The 16,468-nt window shown below is 32.7% G+C and carries 23 protein-coding genes and 1 tRNA gene; 9 read left to right on the top strand and 15 right to left on the bottom strand.

Annotated elements, in window-relative coordinates; genetic code table 11:
- The coding region (gene arsJ / locus HA152_RS06135) for an organoarsenical effux MFS transporter ArsJ (protein ID WP_245211214.1) at nucleotides 1–894 on the bottom strand (894 nt) is incomplete at its 3' end.
- An 11-nt stretch (nucleotides 895–905) separates the two neighbouring features.
- The gene (locus HA152_RS06130) at nucleotides 906–1,928 is read right to left on the bottom strand and encodes an ArsJ-associated glyceraldehyde-3-phosphate dehydrogenase (protein ID WP_209134628.1); all 1,023 of its coding nucleotides are present in this window, start codon (nucleotides 1,926–1,928) and stop codon (nucleotides 906–908) included.
- A 165-nt stretch (nucleotides 1,929–2,093) separates the two neighbouring features.
- Between HA152_RS06130 and HA152_RS06125 the strand changes: the two genes are divergently transcribed.
- Nucleotides 2,094–2,366 carry an ArsR/SmtB family transcription factor gene (locus HA152_RS06125; protein WP_209134626.1) on the top strand — a complete coding sequence of 91 codons (273 nt, stop codon included), beginning with the start codon at nucleotides 2,094–2,096 and terminating at the stop codon, nucleotides 2,364–2,366.
- An 18-nt stretch (nucleotides 2,367–2,384) separates the two neighbouring features.
- Here HA152_RS06125 and HA152_RS06120 read toward each other — a convergent pair whose 3' ends face one another.
- From HA152_RS06120 to HA152_RS06090, 7 genes are all read right to left on the bottom strand, one after another.
- Nucleotides 2,385–2,591 (bottom strand): hypothetical protein, encoded by a 207-nt coding sequence (locus tag HA152_RS06120; RefSeq protein WP_025890999.1) that lies wholly within the window; start codon nucleotides 2,589–2,591, stop codon nucleotides 2,385–2,387.
- A 113-nt stretch (nucleotides 2,592–2,704) separates the two neighbouring features.
- Nucleotides 2,705–2,950, bottom strand: coding sequence for a hypothetical protein (locus HA152_RS06115; protein ID WP_209110552.1), 246 nt, complete (start codon nucleotides 2,948–2,950; stop codon nucleotides 2,705–2,707).
- Nucleotides 2,951–3,526: 576 nt separating this feature from the next.
- Nucleotides 3,527–4,819 (bottom strand): VapE domain-containing protein, encoded by a 1,293-nt coding sequence (locus HA152_RS06110; RefSeq protein WP_209110550.1) that lies wholly within the window; start codon nucleotides 4,817–4,819, stop codon nucleotides 3,527–3,529.
- Nucleotides 4,812–5,216 carry a hypothetical protein gene (locus HA152_RS06105; RefSeq protein ID WP_209134624.1) on the bottom strand — a complete coding sequence of 135 codons (405 nt, stop codon included), beginning with the start codon at nucleotides 5,214–5,216 and terminating at the stop codon, nucleotides 4,812–4,814. The genes HA152_RS06110 and HA152_RS06105 overlap by 8 nt, the downstream gene beginning before the upstream one ends.
- Nucleotides 5,216–5,395, bottom strand: a complete 180-nt coding sequence (locus HA152_RS06100) for a hypothetical protein (protein ID WP_209110546.1) — start codon at nucleotides 5,393–5,395, stop codon at nucleotides 5,216–5,218. The genes HA152_RS06105 and HA152_RS06100 overlap by 1 nt, the downstream gene beginning before the upstream one ends.
- A gap of 2 nt (nucleotides 5,396–5,397) precedes the next feature.
- Nucleotides 5,398–5,631 (bottom strand): hypothetical protein, encoded by a 234-nt coding sequence (locus HA152_RS06095; protein ID WP_209110544.1) that lies wholly within the window; start codon nucleotides 5,629–5,631, stop codon nucleotides 5,398–5,400.
- Nucleotides 5,632–5,825: 194 nt separating this feature from the next.
- Nucleotides 5,826–6,548, bottom strand: coding sequence for an NAD-dependent DNA ligase (locus HA152_RS06090; RefSeq protein ID WP_209110542.1), 723 nt, complete (start codon nucleotides 6,546–6,548; stop codon nucleotides 5,826–5,828).
- Nucleotides 6,549–6,925: 377 nt separating this feature from the next.
- Here HA152_RS06090 and HA152_RS06085 point away from each other — a divergent pair, with 377 nt between their 5' ends.
- The 3 genes from HA152_RS06085 (at nucleotide 6,926) to HA152_RS06075 (ending at nucleotide 9,322) form a co-directional block, all read left to right on the top strand.
- The gene (locus HA152_RS06085) at nucleotides 6,926–7,438 is read left to right on the top strand and encodes an adenine phosphoribosyltransferase (protein ID WP_209134623.1); all 513 of its coding nucleotides are present in this window, start codon (nucleotides 6,926–6,928) and stop codon (nucleotides 7,436–7,438) included.
- 446 nt (nucleotides 7,439–7,884) lie between these two features.
- Nucleotides 7,885–8,049, top strand: a complete 165-nt coding sequence (locus tag HA152_RS06080; RefSeq protein ID WP_209134621.1) for a hypothetical protein — start codon at nucleotides 7,885–7,887, stop codon at nucleotides 8,047–8,049.
- A 181-nt stretch (nucleotides 8,050–8,230) separates the two neighbouring features.
- A complete protein-coding gene (locus tag HA152_RS06075) occupies nucleotides 8,231–9,322 on the top strand; it encodes a porin (RefSeq protein ID WP_209134619.1) in 1,092 nt (363 codons plus the stop codon).
- A gap of 656 nt (nucleotides 9,323–9,978) precedes the next feature.
- Here HA152_RS06075 and HA152_RS06070 read toward each other — a convergent pair.
- Both HA152_RS06070 and HA152_RS06065 read right to left on the bottom strand, forming a co-directional pair.
- Nucleotides 9,979–10,086 (bottom strand): high light inducible protein, encoded by a 108-nt coding sequence (locus HA152_RS06070; RefSeq protein ID WP_011132751.1) that lies wholly within the window; start codon nucleotides 10,084–10,086, stop codon nucleotides 9,979–9,981.
- Nucleotides 10,087–10,359: 273 nt separating this feature from the next.
- Nucleotides 10,360–10,431, bottom strand: a tRNA-Lys gene (locus tag HA152_RS06065).
- 177 nt (nucleotides 10,432–10,608) lie between these two features.
- On the opposite strand from HA152_RS06065, the gene HA152_RS06060 reads away from it, so the two are divergent.
- Genes HA152_RS06060 through HA152_RS06045 form a run of 4 tightly spaced genes read left to right on the top strand, consistent with a single transcriptional unit; the run spans nucleotide 10,609 to nucleotide 14,235 of the window.
- Nucleotides 10,609–10,725: a photosystem II protein Y gene (locus HA152_RS06060; protein WP_011818654.1), complete on the top strand. Its 117-nt coding sequence runs from the start codon at nucleotides 10,609–10,611 to the stop codon at nucleotides 10,723–10,725.
- 6 nt (nucleotides 10,726–10,731) lie between these two features.
- Nucleotides 10,732–12,144 (top strand): methylenetetrahydrofolate--tRNA-(uracil(54)-C(5))-methyltransferase (FADH(2)-oxidizing) TrmFO, encoded by a 1,413-nt coding sequence (gene trmFO, locus HA152_RS06055; protein ID WP_209134616.1) that lies wholly within the window; start codon nucleotides 10,732–10,734, stop codon nucleotides 12,142–12,144.
- A 24-nt stretch (nucleotides 12,145–12,168) separates the two neighbouring features.
- Entirely contained in the window at nucleotides 12,169–13,713 is a 1,545-nt protein-coding gene (gene crtH, locus HA152_RS06050; protein ID WP_209134614.1) for a carotenoid isomerase, read from the top strand.
- Between the two features lie 15 nt (nucleotides 13,714–13,728).
- A complete protein-coding gene (locus tag HA152_RS06045; protein WP_209134605.1) occupies nucleotides 13,729–14,235 on the top strand; it encodes a hypothetical protein in 507 nt (168 codons plus the stop codon).
- Here the strand turns inward: HA152_RS06045 and HA152_RS06040 are convergent.
- Complete coding sequence (locus HA152_RS06040; RefSeq protein WP_209134603.1) at nucleotides 14,232–14,969, bottom strand: response regulator transcription factor; 738 nt, start codon at nucleotides 14,967–14,969, stop codon at nucleotides 14,232–14,234. The genes HA152_RS06045 and HA152_RS06040 overlap by 4 nt on opposite strands.
- An 86-nt stretch (nucleotides 14,970–15,055) precedes the next feature.
- On the opposite strand from HA152_RS06040, the gene HA152_RS06035 reads away from it, so the two are divergent.
- The gene (locus HA152_RS06035; RefSeq protein WP_025890966.1) at nucleotides 15,056–15,325 is read left to right on the top strand and encodes a DUF6761 family protein; all 270 of its coding nucleotides are present in this window, start codon (nucleotides 15,056–15,058) and stop codon (nucleotides 15,323–15,325) included.
- 48 nt (nucleotides 15,326–15,373) lie between these two features.
- On the opposite strand, the gene grxD is transcribed toward HA152_RS06035, so the two are convergent.
- From grxD to HA152_RS06020, 3 genes are read right to left on the bottom strand one after another with little or no spacing between them, the layout of a single operon-like run.
- Nucleotides 15,374–15,697, bottom strand: a complete 324-nt coding sequence (gene grxD / locus HA152_RS06030; RefSeq protein ID WP_209134600.1) for a Grx4 family monothiol glutaredoxin — start codon at nucleotides 15,695–15,697, stop codon at nucleotides 15,374–15,376.
- A gap of 3 nt (nucleotides 15,698–15,700) precedes the next feature.
- Nucleotides 15,701–15,931, bottom strand: a complete 231-nt coding sequence (locus tag HA152_RS06025; protein ID WP_011818647.1) for a BolA/IbaG family iron-sulfur metabolism protein — start codon at nucleotides 15,929–15,931, stop codon at nucleotides 15,701–15,703.
- A 12-nt stretch (nucleotides 15,932–15,943) separates the two neighbouring features.
- Nucleotides 15,944–16,459 (bottom strand): hypothetical protein, encoded by a 516-nt coding sequence (locus HA152_RS06020; RefSeq protein ID WP_209134598.1) that lies wholly within the window; start codon nucleotides 16,457–16,459, stop codon nucleotides 15,944–15,946.
- Between the last annotated feature and the right edge of the window lie 9 nt (nucleotides 16,460–16,468).

Genomic DNA, 16,468 nt, shown 5'->3' with positions numbered 1-16,468 from the left:
GGCACTCCAAAATTGGATAGCTTTACGATCTGGACTTTCTTTCTGGCCCCACATCTTTCTAATTGCTGGAGCAGAAGCCTGAACAATTCCATAACATATTACCCAGGCCCCAAGAAATAATCCTATTTCCATGTAGTCCCAACCAAATGCAATATCAAGGAATACTGGAAGAGCTACAACAAACCAAACATCTCTTGCTCCAAAAAGAAAGAATCTTGCTGCTGAAAGAATATTTATGGCATCTGATTTTGAAAAAAGATCATTAAAAGCTGGTTTGGTCTTCATCTTACCAATTTCTCCAGGTAAAATTAATGTCAATAAAAAGGCTAAGCAAAGTCCAAAACCCATAATTCCTACAGCATTATTGAATCCAAATAACTTATATAAAAGTCCACCCAAGAAAAAGCCAACTCCCTTAAGTGCATTTTTAGATCCAGTTAAAATAGCAACCCATTTAAAAAGTTGTTTTTGACTAGTATCATTGCCATCATTTGTCTTTGGAACTACTTTCTTAACAGCACTTTTAGCACTCATTTTATTTAAATCTTTTGCTATCCCACTGACTGCTTGAGCAACCATAACGTATACGACACTAAATATTACTGGCCAATCCTCCTTAACTGGAATAAGCATGAAAAGGGCAATGATTTGAAGGATAGTCCCAATCCATAAAGTAAGCCTTAAACCATATCTTGCTCCTATCCAACCACCATATAGATTAGTAATTATTCCAAAAAACTCATAAAAAAGGAAAAGTAAAGCAATTTGTAGAGTTGTGTAACCTAGCTCATGAAAGTGACCAACAACTAATAATCTTAATGCGCCGTCAGTAAGCGTGAACGCCCAATAGTTTGCTGTAACAACACTATATTGTTGAATATTAGATAACTTCATAAAGACATAAATCAAATCTCTTTTTTGATTACATATTCAGTAAGATCTGCAAGTCTGCAGCTGTAACCCCACTCGTTGTCATACCAAGCGTATATCTTTAATAAATTTGAATTAACAACCATCGTTGATAAACTATCAACGATTGAACTTCTAGGGTCATTTACATAATCTGCAGAAACTAAAGGTCTTTCTTCGTAGCCAAGAATTCCTTTTAAATAAGTTTCTGAAGCTTCCTTAAGTGCCAAATTTACTTGTTCAACTGTCACTTCATTATTTAATTCAAAAACTGCATCAGTTAAGGAACCATTAAGTAGAGGAACTCTTACTGCATGGCCATTTAATTTTCCTTTTAATTCTGGAAAGATCTCAGCGATAGCTTTAGCAGATCCAGTAGTAGTAGGTATTAAACTTTGCATACATCCTCTTGCTCTCCTCAAATCGCTTTTATAAAAATCTACAGGAACTTGAGTGTTCGTGACATCGTGAATAGTTGTAATAGCGCCATGTTTAATTGAGAAATTTTCATTAATTACCTTTACTATCGGAGCTAAACAATTTGTAGTGCAGGATGCTGCAGTTACTAATTTATGTTTGGAAGGGTCATAAAGACTTTGATTTATGCCATAAACAACATTAAGTGATTCAGCTTCTGCAACAATTCCTTTGACTGGACAAGCTACTATCACTCTTTTCATCCCTAGAGAATCAAAATAGGGATTTAGTTTGTCTGGCTTTTTATTCTTTCCTGTACATTCCAAAATAATATCTACAGAAGATTTTTCCCAAGGAACATCAAGGTAATTTTTAAAAGATGTGTAGGTTAATTTCTTTCTATCAATTATTATTTCTTCTTCTTTAACCTCTATATCTTTCCCCCATCTGCCATGGACTGAATCGAATTCGAGTAGATGTGCAGCGGCATTCGAATCTCCGGCTATCTCATTAATGTGAGTTATTTCTATATCAGCTCTATCCCATAATGCTTTGAAAACTAATCTTCCTATTCTTCCAAAACCATTAATTCCAATTTTCATCACTTTGAAATCTCCTATTAAAATTATACATCAAAATATTTTGATGTATCAAGATATTTTTATTAATGAAATCTTTTTTATTTAAGCTATATTTAGGAGAATTTAATTACTTTAAAATTGTTAAAAGAGAGTAGCAAAGTAAAAAAAGAAAATATATCTAAGTTGATGGTTTCATTTTCTGATCCTTTTAGGCTAGAAATAATTGACCTAATGATGGATGGAGAAGTTTGTGTTTGCGATATTATGAAATTAACTAATTTATCTCAATCAAGAATCTCATATCACATAAAAATTTTGAAGGAAGCTGGTCTTATCTCAGATAGGCAAGAAGGTAGATGGGTGTATTACAGCCTAAATAAAGAATCTCTCTTTTTGATCAAGGATTGGATAACTTCTTTGACAGATTATTCCTCAAAAAGAAAACGTTGCTGCGAATAAATTATATTTTAGATTTTATTAATTAACTTCTGATTCCCTGTCATAAGTCATTCCTGATTGTTCCATCCACTCAGCTTTAGTTTTGCAATTTTGTTTGTGATTAAAGATGTGAAACCCTTCAATAATAATCATTATGGATAAAAGCAAAACAGGAATAAAATATACAGGTGAAGATATTACTTCTTTATATTTGATTTGAGCTATGAATTCCCTGTATTTAAACATCTCCTTAGTTTCTATTTAATAAATAATATTCACCTATGGTTAAGTAAAGTTAAAGAAAAAATCTTTTTAAAAAATTTAGTTTAAGGATGTTTATTAAAAAAAATAAAACCTTTCTAAATGAACCTTTTGATAATATTATTTTTTCTATATTGGATATTTGCTCTAATTTTTTCGGCTAAAGTTGGAAGATTTGGTGGCTCCAGCATTAGATAAACTCTTCCTGATTGTTCTAAATAAATATAATCCTCTAAGACATCTCTATTAAGCAATCTGTAGAGTGTTTTGGTGCTTTTATAACCTAGTATTCTTGAAGTTTCTGAGATAGTGTAAGCTTCGATCTGAAATGATTTTGGTTTCATCTTACAAAATTTACATTTGGTGAGATTCACTGCTATGCAATTATTCTAGTCCATTTACCTGATCAAGTATTTGTAAAAGTGTGTCTAACTATGCAGCCTTTTACCTAGGAGGAATTTGGGGCACGAAATCACCCACTCATTTACTCTGGAAAGGACCCATTTTGGTAATTGATCAATACGTTCTTCCACTCGATTTCTATTTGGTGATAGTAATCCATAAAAAAATGCAACTAATATATTTTAGTTAAAAAAGGTGTTAGGATTTTACCTTAGATCCATTGAGACAAATAGGTTTTTTCATAATCTCTTCTAAATCGCTATAAATCTCTTAAATTTTCTTAATTTGGCTTGTTTTTGCTTAAATTAGCTTATTTTTTTATGTCTATTTCGTAATAAAAAAGCTGTCTCATGTCACAGCGGGGTTGTGAAAACTTGCTGCATCTAATTATTAGATATTTATATAAAAATAGATTTTTTGTAGATTTCCAATGAGACATGAGACAAAACCTTTTAACCTATTGCACCAACATAGATTTGCGCTGACTCATGACTTTTTGGTGCATTGAGTCACTTGAGTCAAATTAATGCTCTAGGTTCAAAATTAGATTTTCTTGGTGATTGGGTCTTCTGCTGTTCTGTCCATTCTGGGTGACTCCAATACCTAGCTCTAACACTTTTATTTGTAATAGGGTCTTTATATCTAGATTGATTTCCTTTATCAAAACCAAGTTTTCTTAAGCAGTCTGCACATAACTTCAAGTCATTTGGTGTAACATTCTCTGCACTTCTACAACCACTATTCACCAAAGCTTGCTCGGTGGTAAATCTAAATTTATTGTGTGGCTTTGTTACCCATTCTTCTATTCTCGCGAGGAATGGATCTTCTGCTTCGTATTCATTATTAATAGAGAAACTTTGAGTCGCATATTCTTGTGGAAGGTCTAGAACCATGCCACTTTTATATGCCAAAGCAGCAGCTTTCCAAATACTGTCTCTATCTCTAAGAACCTTATTATTGTTAATTTGTTTTTCTCCTAAATCAATCACCCAATATCTTCTATTGCCTGTCGGATCGTTTAAAAAATCTTTTCTATTACATGATGAAACTAATATTGAAGGTCTTGGAAATATACCAACTGCCTTCCCATAGGGTCGCCGAAATTTATCTACAGAAGAAGAAAGCAAAGCTTTAAGCTTGGCAGCTTTATCACCATGAGGATTAAGCCTATCTAATTCTGCAATTTCAAATATCCAAGTTGATTGAATTGCCATAAATAGATCTTGTTCTCTAGGTTGCCATGTATCACAAAACCAAGGATCAGAAGCTAAATATCTCCAAAAAGTAGATTTTCCTGTTCCTTGTCGACCAACCAAAACACAACAATTATCAAACTTTATTCCTCTATCTTTAACTCTTCCTACAGCTGCTAGAAGAGTAGTTTTTAGGATCTGATTGTACAATTCAGAATTTGTTCCAAGATAGTCACTTGCAACAGTATCCAAGTTAATAGGTTTGATAGATGGATTAGAAACTATATTTTCTAAATATCTACAAATCGGGTGATATTGACCATCTCTTGCAGCTGTAAGTAGTGCATCAAATGCAGCTTCTTTCCCTATTTCATAACCCATTATTGATAGGTAGTTATAGAACAACTGACAGTATTCAAGATCAATAAAATGATTATCAATTTCTGGTTCTAAAGAAAGAAGATTAAAAGCTAATCTTTTTCCATAATGGGAAACTAATAATCTTGATAATTCACCAGATTTAATTTTTTGATGTTGATTACCTTGGAAGCCTTCTGGAAAATCTTTTAAAAAACCAACCGATATTGATAAGGGTTGATCTTTGGTTAATTTAGTCACGATAGATAGTCTTCCTTCTAGGTGGATTATTTGTAATTGATCTATAAGGCTTTCTCTTCGCGGGTGTATGTCCTTGAGTTACTTTGCTATATCTACGTCTAGTTTCTTCTCTTGCTTTAGCGTAAATTTTCTCTCGCTCTTCTTGGAAAATATAATGATACTTGCCACCATTACCATGGTATCTATGGTCTTCTGGTTCACCACTCCAAGGAGTTTTGACTTCTTTCATTTCTATAACTAGAGCAAGTTGTATTTGGTATTCTTTTAAATACTTTGGTGTTATTGGTTTAACAAAACCCAACTTAAGCCAATTACAGAATTGATCATCATAACGAAAGGTTGCACGATACCTTCTCTGCCAATCTCTGTATTTTTCCTCCATAGTCATTTTTTCCATTATTGCCACCATCTCCAACCTTGGATCTTTTTGAATTTGTCTTCAGTTACGCCCTCTAACTCTTTGCACCAACTTAATATTAAGTGCTTTGAAAATTGACTTTGATTAAATGTTAAATTGAAAGCAGCAAAATCTTTTTGGCTCTCATTGGCGTGAGAGTCATTTTTTTTGTTTGTCATTATTAGCCCCTCGCTAGTTCTAGTTCTCTTGCATCCCTAGCATCTCTCTCCTTTAGGGCAGCTTCACATAGTTCTATGTCATAAAGAATTGGACTATTATGATTTCCCGCAAATTTCCTTCTGTAATGTACTCCCGCTTTAAAGACTTTTCCTTGTCTAAGTCTTCTTAGTGTTGCTTCTGAGAAAGCAAGAATGTTGGCGGTCTCAGCTGCTGTGAGCCATTTTTTAGTAAACATAGAGTGTCTCCTTTAGAAAGTGTGTGGAATTTCATAACGTATAAAGATAAGGTATAAACTCTCGGTGTTAGTGATTAGGATGAAGCCTGTTCTCAACTGAGTGTTGTAGGCATGTTAGGAAGAGTTAGATCTAGTGACAACCCCTTAAATAGAGATATATCGGCATGTGTGAGGTTTTGTTATGACAACACCTATCAACATTTGATTGCATATTGATATTGATAAAGCTGTTTCTGCAATTTTCTACTATTTACAGTTAATACAAATCCATCCATTGGATATGAAGAAAATAGCTTTCCTTCTAACCAAAGCTTTCTATATATATCTACTTCACTTAAATAATTAGTAAATATATGTTCTGGAACTTCAAAACCTAGTTTCTTAAGTTGTATTAGTTGCGTATGTTTGTTTAGTTCTGAATTTAGGATTTCAAAACTACAAAAAGATAATCCTTCTCCTGTAGGAATTTTCTTTCTAAGATGACCACCCGCTAAAGCTTGAGACTTGGTTGGTATTAAACCATGACCATATAGTTCACCTCTAATTTGGATGTATATATTAATAGGCAATTTATGAGGAATATTTTCTATTGTTTTTAATGCTTCTGTTTTGTCCTTACCTTTTCGAGTAATTCCTTTAATAAGCTTTCCTTTGGAGTACATAAGACCAACAGCACATCCATCAATCTTTGGTGTAAGGATCAATCTTGTGACTGGAAGAAGAGTTTCTAAGAACTCCTCATAGTTACCATTGCCCATTGAAGGCAGTACTTTGTTTTGGTGAAAGTAGGAATTGTTAGGATCAATCCTTTTTAAATTCCTTACTAATGAGTCAAACTCTTGATCTGATATTTTGGCTCTACCTTTGCGGTAGGAAACATCAAATTCTTTGATTGTTTTGGATAAATTTGCGTACATATGCGTACAAGGGTGAATTATGAAAACGCTTATCCTAGTTACTGCAATACTTTATGTTCTGAGGGTGGATGCTCCCAAAGCACCCGCGCTACCAAGCTGCGCCACGCCCCGCCTATAAGATCTTAGTTCATAACAGTCATCTATAAAAGACTAAATTCGTAAATTTTTTATAAAAAATCATTTTTGAGGCTAGAAAATGAATTTAGTTATTATTTTAATGAAAAAAAGTTTCATTAATCTTATAAATTAGTTTATCCAAATCAAGAAATTACATTATTTAAAAGTTGGCTTTGAAATTTTTTAAATTGCGAGATATCTATAATATAAATTGAATTCCACAAGGATATGCATTTGCATTGCTTTCGAGACTTAGAAGTATGAAAAAATTAGAAGATTTGATTCTCACTTATAAGGATTTTCCAAAAAAAGGTATTTTTTTTAAAGACGTTTTAGAAATTCTTCAATATCCAGATATTTTTCAGGACCTTATTTTAAAAATGTCTTCTAATCAAATTTTAAAAAATGCTGAAGCAATAATTTCCATAGATGCGAGGGGATTTATTTTTGGTTCTGCAGTTGCTTTAAAATCATCGAAACCTATGATAGTTGCACGAAAACCGGGAAAGCTACCAGGAAATATATTAACGAGAGAATATGATTTGGAATATGGAAAAAATTCTCTTTCAATACAAAGTAGTGCCCTGAAAAAATTCAATTCTTTCGTGATAGTCGATGACTTGTTAGCTACAGGAGGAACAGTTAATTGTGTCTCAAGGTTACTTAAAGATCAAAGGAAGGAAATACTAGGTTTAATAACAGTTGTAGAGTTGAATAAATTGAAAGGTAGATCAAAACTTGATTTTCCGGTAGACTCAATTATTTCACTTTGAAGAGAACGAGTACTTAAATTTTTACTAATAAGTATTGTTCTTTATTAAAAGGTGTTTGATAACAAATTATTTTTTTCTAATTTAAATTTTATAAAAAAATAGAAGTTAATAGATTGAATTTAAATGATTCCTACTGATCCAGCTGTGAAACCAACTGCAATAAAAAATACGAATTCAAGTAGATCTCTAGGTAAAGAATTCACGATAAGATTTAGTTGAGTCATTTGACCTTGTGCTCCTCAGGTTTAAATTAAAAAAAATATAACTAATTATTTTTTCTGTTGAGGGGAAAAAAGTTTTTTTTTCTTTTTTCTAAAGATTTCAGGTAAGTAAAACCTAAAAGAAAAAATTTCAAAATCCCTTTAATAACTTTTAACTAAATTAATTTACTGCTCAAATTATATTTAAATGCTATATTTTTTTTATTAAATTAAAACATGAGAATTATGGATTATAAAAAGAAATCTTTAAGTAAGTTAAATCAAAAAGAAAGCTACGAAGAAATTGACACTAGGTTGGCTTCAGGATGGTACGTAGATGCAGTTGACAATAAAAAGAAGAAAAAATACAAAACAGAAAAAGTTTCTTTCAAAATTTCAAAAAAAATATGATTTTCAAAATCAGTATTTAGTAAAAAATACTAAAAGATTGATTAATTTATGTAAAAGAAAACTTACTGTATAAGTTTAAAAAGTGGCACATATTATTCAAAAATGTATCGGTTAACACTTGATTTTGTATACCCAAATACACTATCTTGAGGTGTACTTTAAATTTCGTGTGAGGAAATTTATGAAGCTTTTCAAGAGCTTGCTCGTAGCTCCTGCAACATTAGGCCTTTTAGCGCCTATTGCAGCGACTGCGAACGAAGTCACTATTAATGACTTCAATGCTGCAGAAGAAATTGCAGTTACAAATAGCCGTGTAGACGGTTTAGAAGCTAGACTAAACAACTTTGAAGCTGGTAGTTTTTCAGAAACAACTACCGCATCATTTAGCGTTGACGCTGTTTTAGGTGCTGTAGACGGTGCTGGAGACACTGGAGACAATTCTAACGAATCAACAAGCTTCGACTTCCAATTTAACATCGGTTTATCAACAAGTTTCACAGGTGAAGATTCACTTGATATAGCTATTGATAACGGTAGTGCAACAGCATCAACTATGGGCGGAAAAATGGGTTTCGATACCGGAACTAGCCTAACTGTTGATGGCGTTACTTATTCATTCCCTCTTGGTGGGGCAACAATGATTGTTGGTGATTCAACTGATTTAAGTACTGCATTTACAGGAGCTTGTACTTATAGTTCATTCACTGATATGACACCAGACGACTGTGGTACTGGTAACTCTATGGGTGCAGGTGGTAAAGGCGTTACTGCAGCTATAGGTTATGCATTTGATTCTGGATTCTCACTAGCTGGTGGAGTAACATCCGGACAAAGTGAAATCTTAGGTGATAACGCTGACGCATTCGGTGTTAACGCTGCTTATTCAGCAGACAGTTACGGAGTAGCTGTTGCATACGTATCTGATGATATGGGATCAGGCACTGATTCAAAATCATTCTGGGGTGTTAACGGTTACTACACTTTTGATTTAGCAAGCCTAAGTGTTGGTTTTGAAACTTCAGATGATGGAACTACTGAAAAATCTGGATACTTCTTTGGTCTAAGTTTCCCAGAAGTTGGTCCTGGTTCAGTAAACATTGCTGCAGCAACTGATGCACTTTATGCTGACTCTGCAACAGAGTATCTTGTATATGAAGCGTCTTACTCTTATCCAGTAAATGATGCCATGACTATTACACCTGGTGTATTTATTCAGGAGACATCTGGTGATGATTTAACAGGAATAGCTGTTAAAACTTCATTCTCTTTCTAATTATTTAATTAGTAAAAACTACACACAAAGAAAGATCTGCTTTATAGCAGATCTTTTTTTTTGGAAAATTTCTAAAAATAATTAATTTTTTACAATTTAAAATAAAATGTTTTTAAATAAAAATGCTCTGGAAATTTTTTTTTATTATTATATGTTAAGTTAGCTTCTATTTTAATAATCAGAAGGAAAACTCTTATTCTGAATGGTGATTTGAATGTCTCCAATTTTTAAATGTTTAATATGTAAAAAGGATATAGAAAGATCAACAAAAACATTTTGGAGAAAAAAAGGTCACTTATTATGTTCTACATGCTTGGATAATATAGATAATAAGAAACTTTGAACTATTAAATTCAGAAAAAAAATTTGTTAAATGGTATTTCTTTAAGCAAGCCTAGAAATACATAGCGAAATATAACGTGATTTATTATTGTCATAACATCTACAGTGATAATTCTTCTGATAGATCTTTAGGCTTTTGGCTAATAATTTTGGGTATTAAATTAACTCTTAATTAATTACTGTAAAAAAATCCCCAAGTTTTGAAAAATAAGTTAAAAACTTAAATTCCAAAAACATTTGAGGATGTTATAAATATCAATTAGATTAAATAATTGATGTCTATTAATTTATTTTAAATTCGTTTTGAATAGAATTTAAAACCAGCCAGGAATGATTTGTCCAGTAGTTACATACGCGCCAACTGCTGCAACGAAACCTAACATTGCTGCCCAACCGTTAAAACGTTCTGCTTCAGGTGTCATGATAAAAATTGAAAAACTATATAAATTATTGTAACAGGGATTATGAAGCTTTGTAAAGTATTTTTTAGTTTTTTTGCGGAATTTGATTTTTTTTAAAAAAAAATGCCTAATATTTACAGAATTGCTACAAAAATGTATTAAGTAATAATTTTACCTGTCGTCTATTAAGCATAGATAGAAGAAATTTAAAGCTACACAATTAGGAAGATATGTTTATTTTTAATTTTTGATCTATTGTTTTTATCTTTTAAGGATATGTACCCAATAAAAATGTGGGTCGCCTGAGATTCGAACTCAGGACCAGCCGGTTAAAAGCCGGATGCTCTACCGCTGAGCTAGCGACCCATTTTGTAAAATTGAGTACATATGGAATTATCCCTTTTTAAGGTAAAAAAAACAACTTTTTATCTCAAGTTGAACAATAGAAAAACAATTCTTAACTTATGAAATAAAAAATTAAAATTTCTCTCTAAATTTACAGTTAAAAGTTAAAATAATCTAATCGTTAATATGATTTTTAAAATGCTTAGAACAATCGTAGTTTTTGCACCCATTATTGCCGCTTTAGCTTGGGTTATATTCAATATACAAAAACCAGCAAGAGAACAGTTCAATAGGGACTTTTTGGGCAAGGATTAATCCAATTTGTTAGATAAAGAAGTTATAGTTATTGGTGCTGGTCTTGCAGGATCAGAAGCTGCTTGGCAAGTTGCAAATTCTGGTGTACCAGTCAAACTGGTTGAAATGAGACCTATCAAGTCAACTCCAGCTCATCATACGGGTGAATTTGGAGAATTGGTTTGTAGTAATAGTTTTGGAGCTTTAAGTCCTGATAGAGCTGCAGGTCTATTGCAAAAAGAACTTAGAATTTTTAAATCATTGATAGTTCAAACAGCAGACAAATTTGCTGTGCCAGCAGGTGGAGCTTTGGCAGTTGATAGATCTAAATTTAGTATCGCGTTGACTGATGCTTTATCTAATCATCCTTTAATTGAAATTAAGAGATTTGAACAATTGAATCTCCCAAGCAAAGAAAATATAACGATCCTCGCAACTGGTCCATTAACTGCTGATGAATTGTCTTATGAAATTCAAGCTTTTACAGGTATCGATGCTTGTCATTTTTTTGATGCTGCTAGTCCAATTGTATATGGAGATACTATTGATAAAGAGATTGTATTTAAAGCTAGTAGGTACGACAAAGGAGATCCGGCATATCTAAATTGCCCCTTGGATAAAAATGATTACATCCATTTCAGAAATGCACTAATAGAAGGAGAACAAGCTAATTTAAAAGACTTTGAGAAAGAATCAGCTAATTTCTTTGAAGCTTGCTTACCAATTGAAGAAATTGCTAGAAGAGGAGTTGATACAATGAGATACGGACCATTGAAATCTATTGGTTTGTGGAATCCAAAATGGGGAGATTTATTTGATAAGGAAAATAGATTAAAAAAGCGACCTCATGCAGTTGTCCAATTAAGGAAAGAAGATTTAGAAGGGAAATTACTAAATATGGTAGGTTTTCAAACTAACCTCAAATGGTCTGAGCAAAAAAGAATATTTAGGATGATTCCTGGTTTAGAGAAGGTTGAGTTTGTACGCTTTGGAGTAATGCATAGAAATACTTTTTTAGAATCTCCAAAATTACTTTTACCGACATTGCAATTTATGAAAAGGGAAAATCTTTTTGCTGCCGGTCAAATAACGGGGACGGAAGGTTATGCAGCAGCAGTTGCCGGGGGCTTACTTGCAGGAATAAATGCATCCTTATTAGCTAAGGGTAAAAAACCAGTAAGTTTTCCTAGTGAATCAATGATTGGCTCTTTAATGAATTTTATTAGTAATAAAAATCAAATATTGTCTAATCAGAAAAAAAATAAATTCCAACCAATGCCTGCCTCATTTGGTTTAGTTCCAGAACTTACTAATAGAATAAAAGATAAAAGATTAAGGTACAAAGCTTATCAAGAAAGATCTACAGAAGCTTTGAATGACTTTAAAAATAAACTAGATTCTTGTTTTGATAAAGACCACTTACTCAGCAAAATTTACTAAGATTAATTATCAAAGATCCAAAAAATGGAATTAAATAAGGAAAATTTCGATGCAATTATTATTGGCTCAGGAATAGGAGGGTTAGTAACTGCTTCACAATTGGCGGCGAAAGGAGCTCAAGTATTAGTTCTTGAAAAATATATTATTCCAGGCGGGAGTGGAGGCTCTTTCAAGAGAAAAGGCTATACCTTTGATGTAGGGGCTTCAATGATTTTTGGATTTGGAGATAAAGGTTATACCAATTTATTAACTCGTGCTTTGAAAGATGTAAATGAAAAATGCGAAACTGTTCCCGATCCTGTTCAACTGGAATATCACTTACCACATAACTTTAATATTTCTGTAGATAAAAATTATGAGCAATTTATAAGCAAATTATCAGCTAGTTTCCCCAAGGAAAAAAAAGGTATCAAGAAATTCTATGATACTTGTGCAAGTGTATTTAAATGTTTAGATTCAATGCCTCTTTTATCAATAGAGGATCCAAGTTATCTTTTTAAAGTTTTCTTTAAATCTCCATTATCCTGTTTAGGGTTAGCTAGATGGTTACCAGCAAATGCTGGAGATGTTGCAAGAAAGTTTATAAAAGATCCTGAACTTTTAAAATTTATCGATATCGAATGTTTTTGTTGGTCTGTAATGCCAGCTCTTAAAACCCCTATGATTAATGCGGGAATGGTATTTACAGATAGGCATACTGGGGGGATAAATTATCCAAAAGGGGGAGTTGGAACTATAGCAGAGAAGTTTGTTTCTGGGATTGAAAAATTAGGAGGAAAAGTTAGATATAAAGCCAATGTGACTGAAATCCTCTTAAAGGATGAGAAAGCGGTAGGAGTTAAGCTCTCAAGTGGGGAAGAGATATATTCAAATATTATTGTATCCAACTCGACTAGATGGGATACCTTTGGATTAAAAGATAATACTAAAGGATTAATTTCTAGCAAAAACGTCCCAAAAAGTGAATATAAGTGGTCAGAAACTTATAAACCCTCACCTTCTTTTGTTTCGATTCACCTTGGAGTAGAAAAAAATCTAATATCCGATAATTTTAATTGTCATCACATAATTGTTGAAAATTGGGATGAATTAGAAAGCGAAAAGGGAGTTATTTTTGTTTCTATACCTACTTTGCTTGACTCGTCTTTGGCTCCAGAAGGTAAACATATCGTACATGCATTTACTCCTTCATCGATGAGTGAATGGGAAGGCCTATCAAGAAAAGAATATTTGCAAAAGAAAGAAAAATATTTTTCTTTCCTTGTTGAAAAAATATCAACTATTCTTCCTAATCTTGAAAAAAATATTGATCACAAAGAAATTGGTACTCCCAAAACTCATAAAAAGTTTCTTGGAAGATATGAAGGTAGTTATGGACCAATTCCCAGTAAAAAGTTGCTTGGACTTTTGCCAATGCCCTTCAACACAACAAAAATTCAAAACCTTTATTGTGTAGGAGATTCATGCTTCCCTGGCCAAGGTCTAAATGCAGTTGCTTTTAGTGGATACGCATGCGCTCACAAAATAGGTGCAAAGTTAAACATAAATAGTTTTAAATTGCCCGATTAAAAGGATCCTCCTGAAATGATAGAAAAATTTAAAACTCTTTTTTATGTGAAAAGTTCGTTAATTTCTCTTTATTTAGCGCTTACAATTCCTTTACCATTTATTTCAATCGAAAAATTAAAAATTCCCTCTATTATAATTTTTGCCCTAGGTCTTTATTTCATAATCAATATCACCAGTGATTATGTAGAAACTTGCAGTAATAAAATTTCATATAAAAGTAACTTTATTTCTAAATTTTTAGGGAAACAAAATTGGGAGATTTCTTGGAAAGATATTAAACTAATCAAATCTTTGCCTACCAGTCAGGGTAGTAAAGTTTATTACTTTACTACTTTTCAAGGTGATAATTTTCTTGTCCCACAAAGAGTGGAAAAATTTGAAAAATTTTTATTAATTGTTTCTAGTAATACTGGGATTGATATCAATAAAATATCTTACATATCACCATTGTGGACATATAAATTACTGACATTACTATCATTTTTAATGATTATTGGTGAACTTTTTGCTTTTCTAAATTAAATATTATCAATACTGAATCTATAACCTTGTTGTCTAACAGTGGTTATTCCCCCACCTTCTCCCAATCCAGCCTGTTCTAATTTTCTTCGCAACGTTAATACCTGAGTATCTACAGACCTTGGGCCACCGCTGAAAGGCGGCCAGGCCATCCTTAAGAGCTCTTGGCGACTTCTTACCATTCCAGGGGGCATCAAAAGAGCGCAAAGCAGTGCAAACTCCCTAGGGCTTAATTCTACGGGCTTCTCGCTTAAAGTAACTTGTCTTAAAAGAAGATGAACCTCTAAAGGTCCAACCTCAACTTTTTCTTGTAATCCTATCCTTCCCCTTTTTAGGAGTGTTCTGCATCGTGCTGCAAGCTCTTCAAGTCCAAAAGGTTTTCTAAGAACATCATCTGCCCCTTCATCTAATAGATTTACTAATGCTTCAACACCAGATCTTGCCGTTAAAACTATGACTGAAGACCCCAGTTGTTGAGCTAGTCTCATTGCAGTATTCTGATCGAGGATTTCTGCGCTTACTAATAAGTCAGGTGATTGTTCTCTGCATAAGTCAATAGCTTCTGCAGCTGTACCTACTGCTGCAGCTAAATGGCCATCCTGGCGAAGCCTTTGCACAAGTACTGTTCTAAGTGTGGGGTGAGGTTCAACAACTAGAACTCTAGAAGGGGTTTGAGAGCTCGTAGGCAATTGTGAACTACCAGGAGTTGAAGCTAAGATTTGCTCAGTTGATTGCATTCTTAATTACTGTTTGGCCGGGCAATTTTTGATCGTTCTTAATAAGGTATAACAAATGCAAAATAAAAATCAGAATTTATCGAATTATGACATCATTTGAAAACCCCAAAGCAATTCGTCACTTTCAGTCAATTTGCGATAGTTGCCAGGACTTAGTTACTCGTTTTCATACGCCATCTGATCTTAAATTATATAGTGATGGTTATCTCCAAGCATTGAGGAATTGCAGTAGTTTAGAGCAAAAGGATCAAGAGAAATTAGAAAGATTAATTGAAAGATGGATTTTAGATCCGTCAAGTTTTATTGATCCAGATGGAGATGGAAATAAAGGTTTTTTTGATAAAAAAAGGATTTAAAATATTAATTTTTATTAACCAATACAGTATTTATACTCACTAATTATCTTAAGACGCTAGTTCAATTTCTATTTTTTCTTTAAGAGATCCAGAGTTGTACATCTCAATAAGAATGTCTGATCCACCAAGAAATTCTCCTTTTAGATAAACTTGAGGAATTGTTGGCCAATCTGAATATTCTTTGATACCTTCTCTTATTGCGAAATCACTTAAAACATCAAATGTACCAAATTCTACACCTAAAGAATTTAGTATTTGAACTACATTGTTGGAAAAACCGCATTGAGGCATTAATTTTGTCCCTTTCATGAAAACCATCACTGGATTAGATTCAATCAGTTTTTGTATTCTATCTTTTGTTAGGTTGTCCATAATTCAATTTGGAGTTTCTGTTTTTAATGCCAGTGCATGAATAGCCTCTGAAGCTAATTCTTCCTTCAAGGCGGAATATACTAGCTGATGCTGTTTAACTAATGATAATCCATTGAATTCAGATGCAATTACAGTTACTTGCAAATGATCATTTCCCTTGAGGTTTTCAACAAAAACTTGGGAACTTGGGATTTTTTTAGTGATTAATTTAATGACTTCTGTTTTAGTAATCATAGTAAATTTTAATTAACCTTTGTATTTTGTCTCAACAAATCCTAGTCGGATCAATCTTTCATAAGCTTCTTTACCTTCAGGGCTATTAGGTGACATTATTCTAATTGTTTCAACGAGTAATGGTACTGCAACCTCAGGCTTTTCAGTTTTTATGTACAAAGAAGCTAATCTCTCATTTGATTCTGCCAAAATTTGTAATGTTTGCTTACCTTTCCTTTGCATTTCATTTGGTATTCTCGCATCAATTCCTTTGAACGATGAATTTAAATCAGAATAAAAAGATGCAAGTTGCTTTGCTAATTTTCTAGCGTCTAAATAAAAATCCTTAGCTTTTTCAAAATCCCCGTTTTTAATATATTTATCACCCTCTTTTATAAAATATTCAACGTTTGAGATGGACAGCTTTTTACTCTCATTTGAGAGTACTCTAAAGTCTTCTGGATTCTTTATTTCTGCATGAACTTCATTTTTGTAAGGAACATTTCCAAAAAATATAAATAAAATTGGGATTAATTTTAAGAATTTCATTTTCTTTTT

Origin of the sequence: Prochlorococcus marinus XMU1412 (assembly GCF_017696315.1) — a bacterium.
Lineage (GTDB): Bacteria > Cyanobacteriota > Cyanobacteriia > PCC-6307 > Cyanobiaceae > Prochlorococcus_A > Prochlorococcus_A marinus_AF.
Note: the sequence above shows the minus strand (reverse complement) of the source record. Positions and strands in the feature narration are given on the sequence as shown.

Bases quoted from the DNA above. Each gene is read 5' to 3' on its own strand.
- HA152_RS06130 (WP_209134628.1), bottom strand. From the start codon at position 1,928: ATGAAAATTGGAATTAATGGTTTTGGAAGAATAGGAAGATTAGTTTTC.
- HA152_RS06125 (WP_209134626.1), top strand. From the start codon at position 2,094: ATGGTTTCATTTTCTGATCCTTTTAGGCTAGAAATAATTGACCTAATG.
- HA152_RS06120 (WP_025890999.1), bottom strand. From the start codon at position 2,591: ATGTTTAAATACAGGGAATTCATAGCTCAAATCAAATATAAAGAAGTA.
- HA152_RS06115 (WP_209110552.1), bottom strand. From the start codon at position 2,950: ATGAAACCAAAATCATTTCAGATCGAAGCTTACACTATCTCAGAAACT.
- HA152_RS06105 (WP_209134624.1), bottom strand. From the start codon at position 5,216: ATGGAAAAAATGACTATGGAGGAAAAATACAGAGATTGGCAGAGAAGG.
- HA152_RS06100 (WP_209110546.1), bottom strand. From the start codon at position 5,395: ATGACAAACAAAAAAAATGACTCTCACGCCAATGAGAGCCAAAAAGAT.
- HA152_RS06095 (WP_209110544.1), bottom strand. From the start codon at position 5,631: ATGTTTACTAAAAAATGGCTCACAGCAGCTGAGACCGCCAACATTCTT.
- HA152_RS06090 (WP_209110542.1), bottom strand. From the start codon at position 6,548: ATGTACGCAAATTTATCCAAAACAATCAAAGAATTTGATGTTTCCTAC.
- HA152_RS06085 (WP_209134623.1), top strand. From the start codon at position 6,926: ATGAAAAAATTAGAAGATTTGATTCTCACTTATAAGGATTTTCCAAAA.
- HA152_RS06080 (WP_209134621.1), top strand. From the start codon at position 7,885: ATGGATTATAAAAAGAAATCTTTAAGTAAGTTAAATCAAAAAGAAAGC.
- HA152_RS06075 (WP_209134619.1), top strand. From the start codon at position 8,231: ATGAAGCTTTTCAAGAGCTTGCTCGTAGCTCCTGCAACATTAGGCCTT.
- HA152_RS06070 (WP_011132751.1), bottom strand. From the start codon at position 10,086: ATGACACCTGAAGCAGAACGTTTTAACGGTTGGGCAGCAATGTTAGGT.
- HA152_RS06060 (WP_011818654.1), top strand. From the start codon at position 10,609: ATGCTTAGAACAATCGTAGTTTTTGCACCCATTATTGCCGCTTTAGCT.
- crtH (WP_209134614.1), top strand. From the start codon at position 12,169: ATGGAATTAAATAAGGAAAATTTCGATGCAATTATTATTGGCTCAGGA.
- HA152_RS06045 (WP_209134605.1), top strand. From the start codon at position 13,729: ATGATAGAAAAATTTAAAACTCTTTTTTATGTGAAAAGTTCGTTAATT.
- HA152_RS06040 (WP_209134603.1), bottom strand. From the start codon at position 14,969: ATGCAATCAACTGAGCAAATCTTAGCTTCAACTCCTGGTAGTTCACAA.
- HA152_RS06035 (WP_025890966.1), top strand. From the start codon at position 15,056: ATGACATCATTTGAAAACCCCAAAGCAATTCGTCACTTTCAGTCAATT.
- grxD (WP_209134600.1), bottom strand. From the start codon at position 15,697: ATGGACAACCTAACAAAAGATAGAATACAAAAACTGATTGAATCTAAT.
- HA152_RS06025 (WP_011818647.1), bottom strand. From the start codon at position 15,931: ATGATTACTAAAACAGAAGTCATTAAATTAATCACTAAAAAAATCCCA.
- HA152_RS06020 (WP_209134598.1), bottom strand. From the start codon at position 16,459: ATGAAATTCTTAAAATTAATCCCAATTTTATTTATATTTTTTGGAAAT.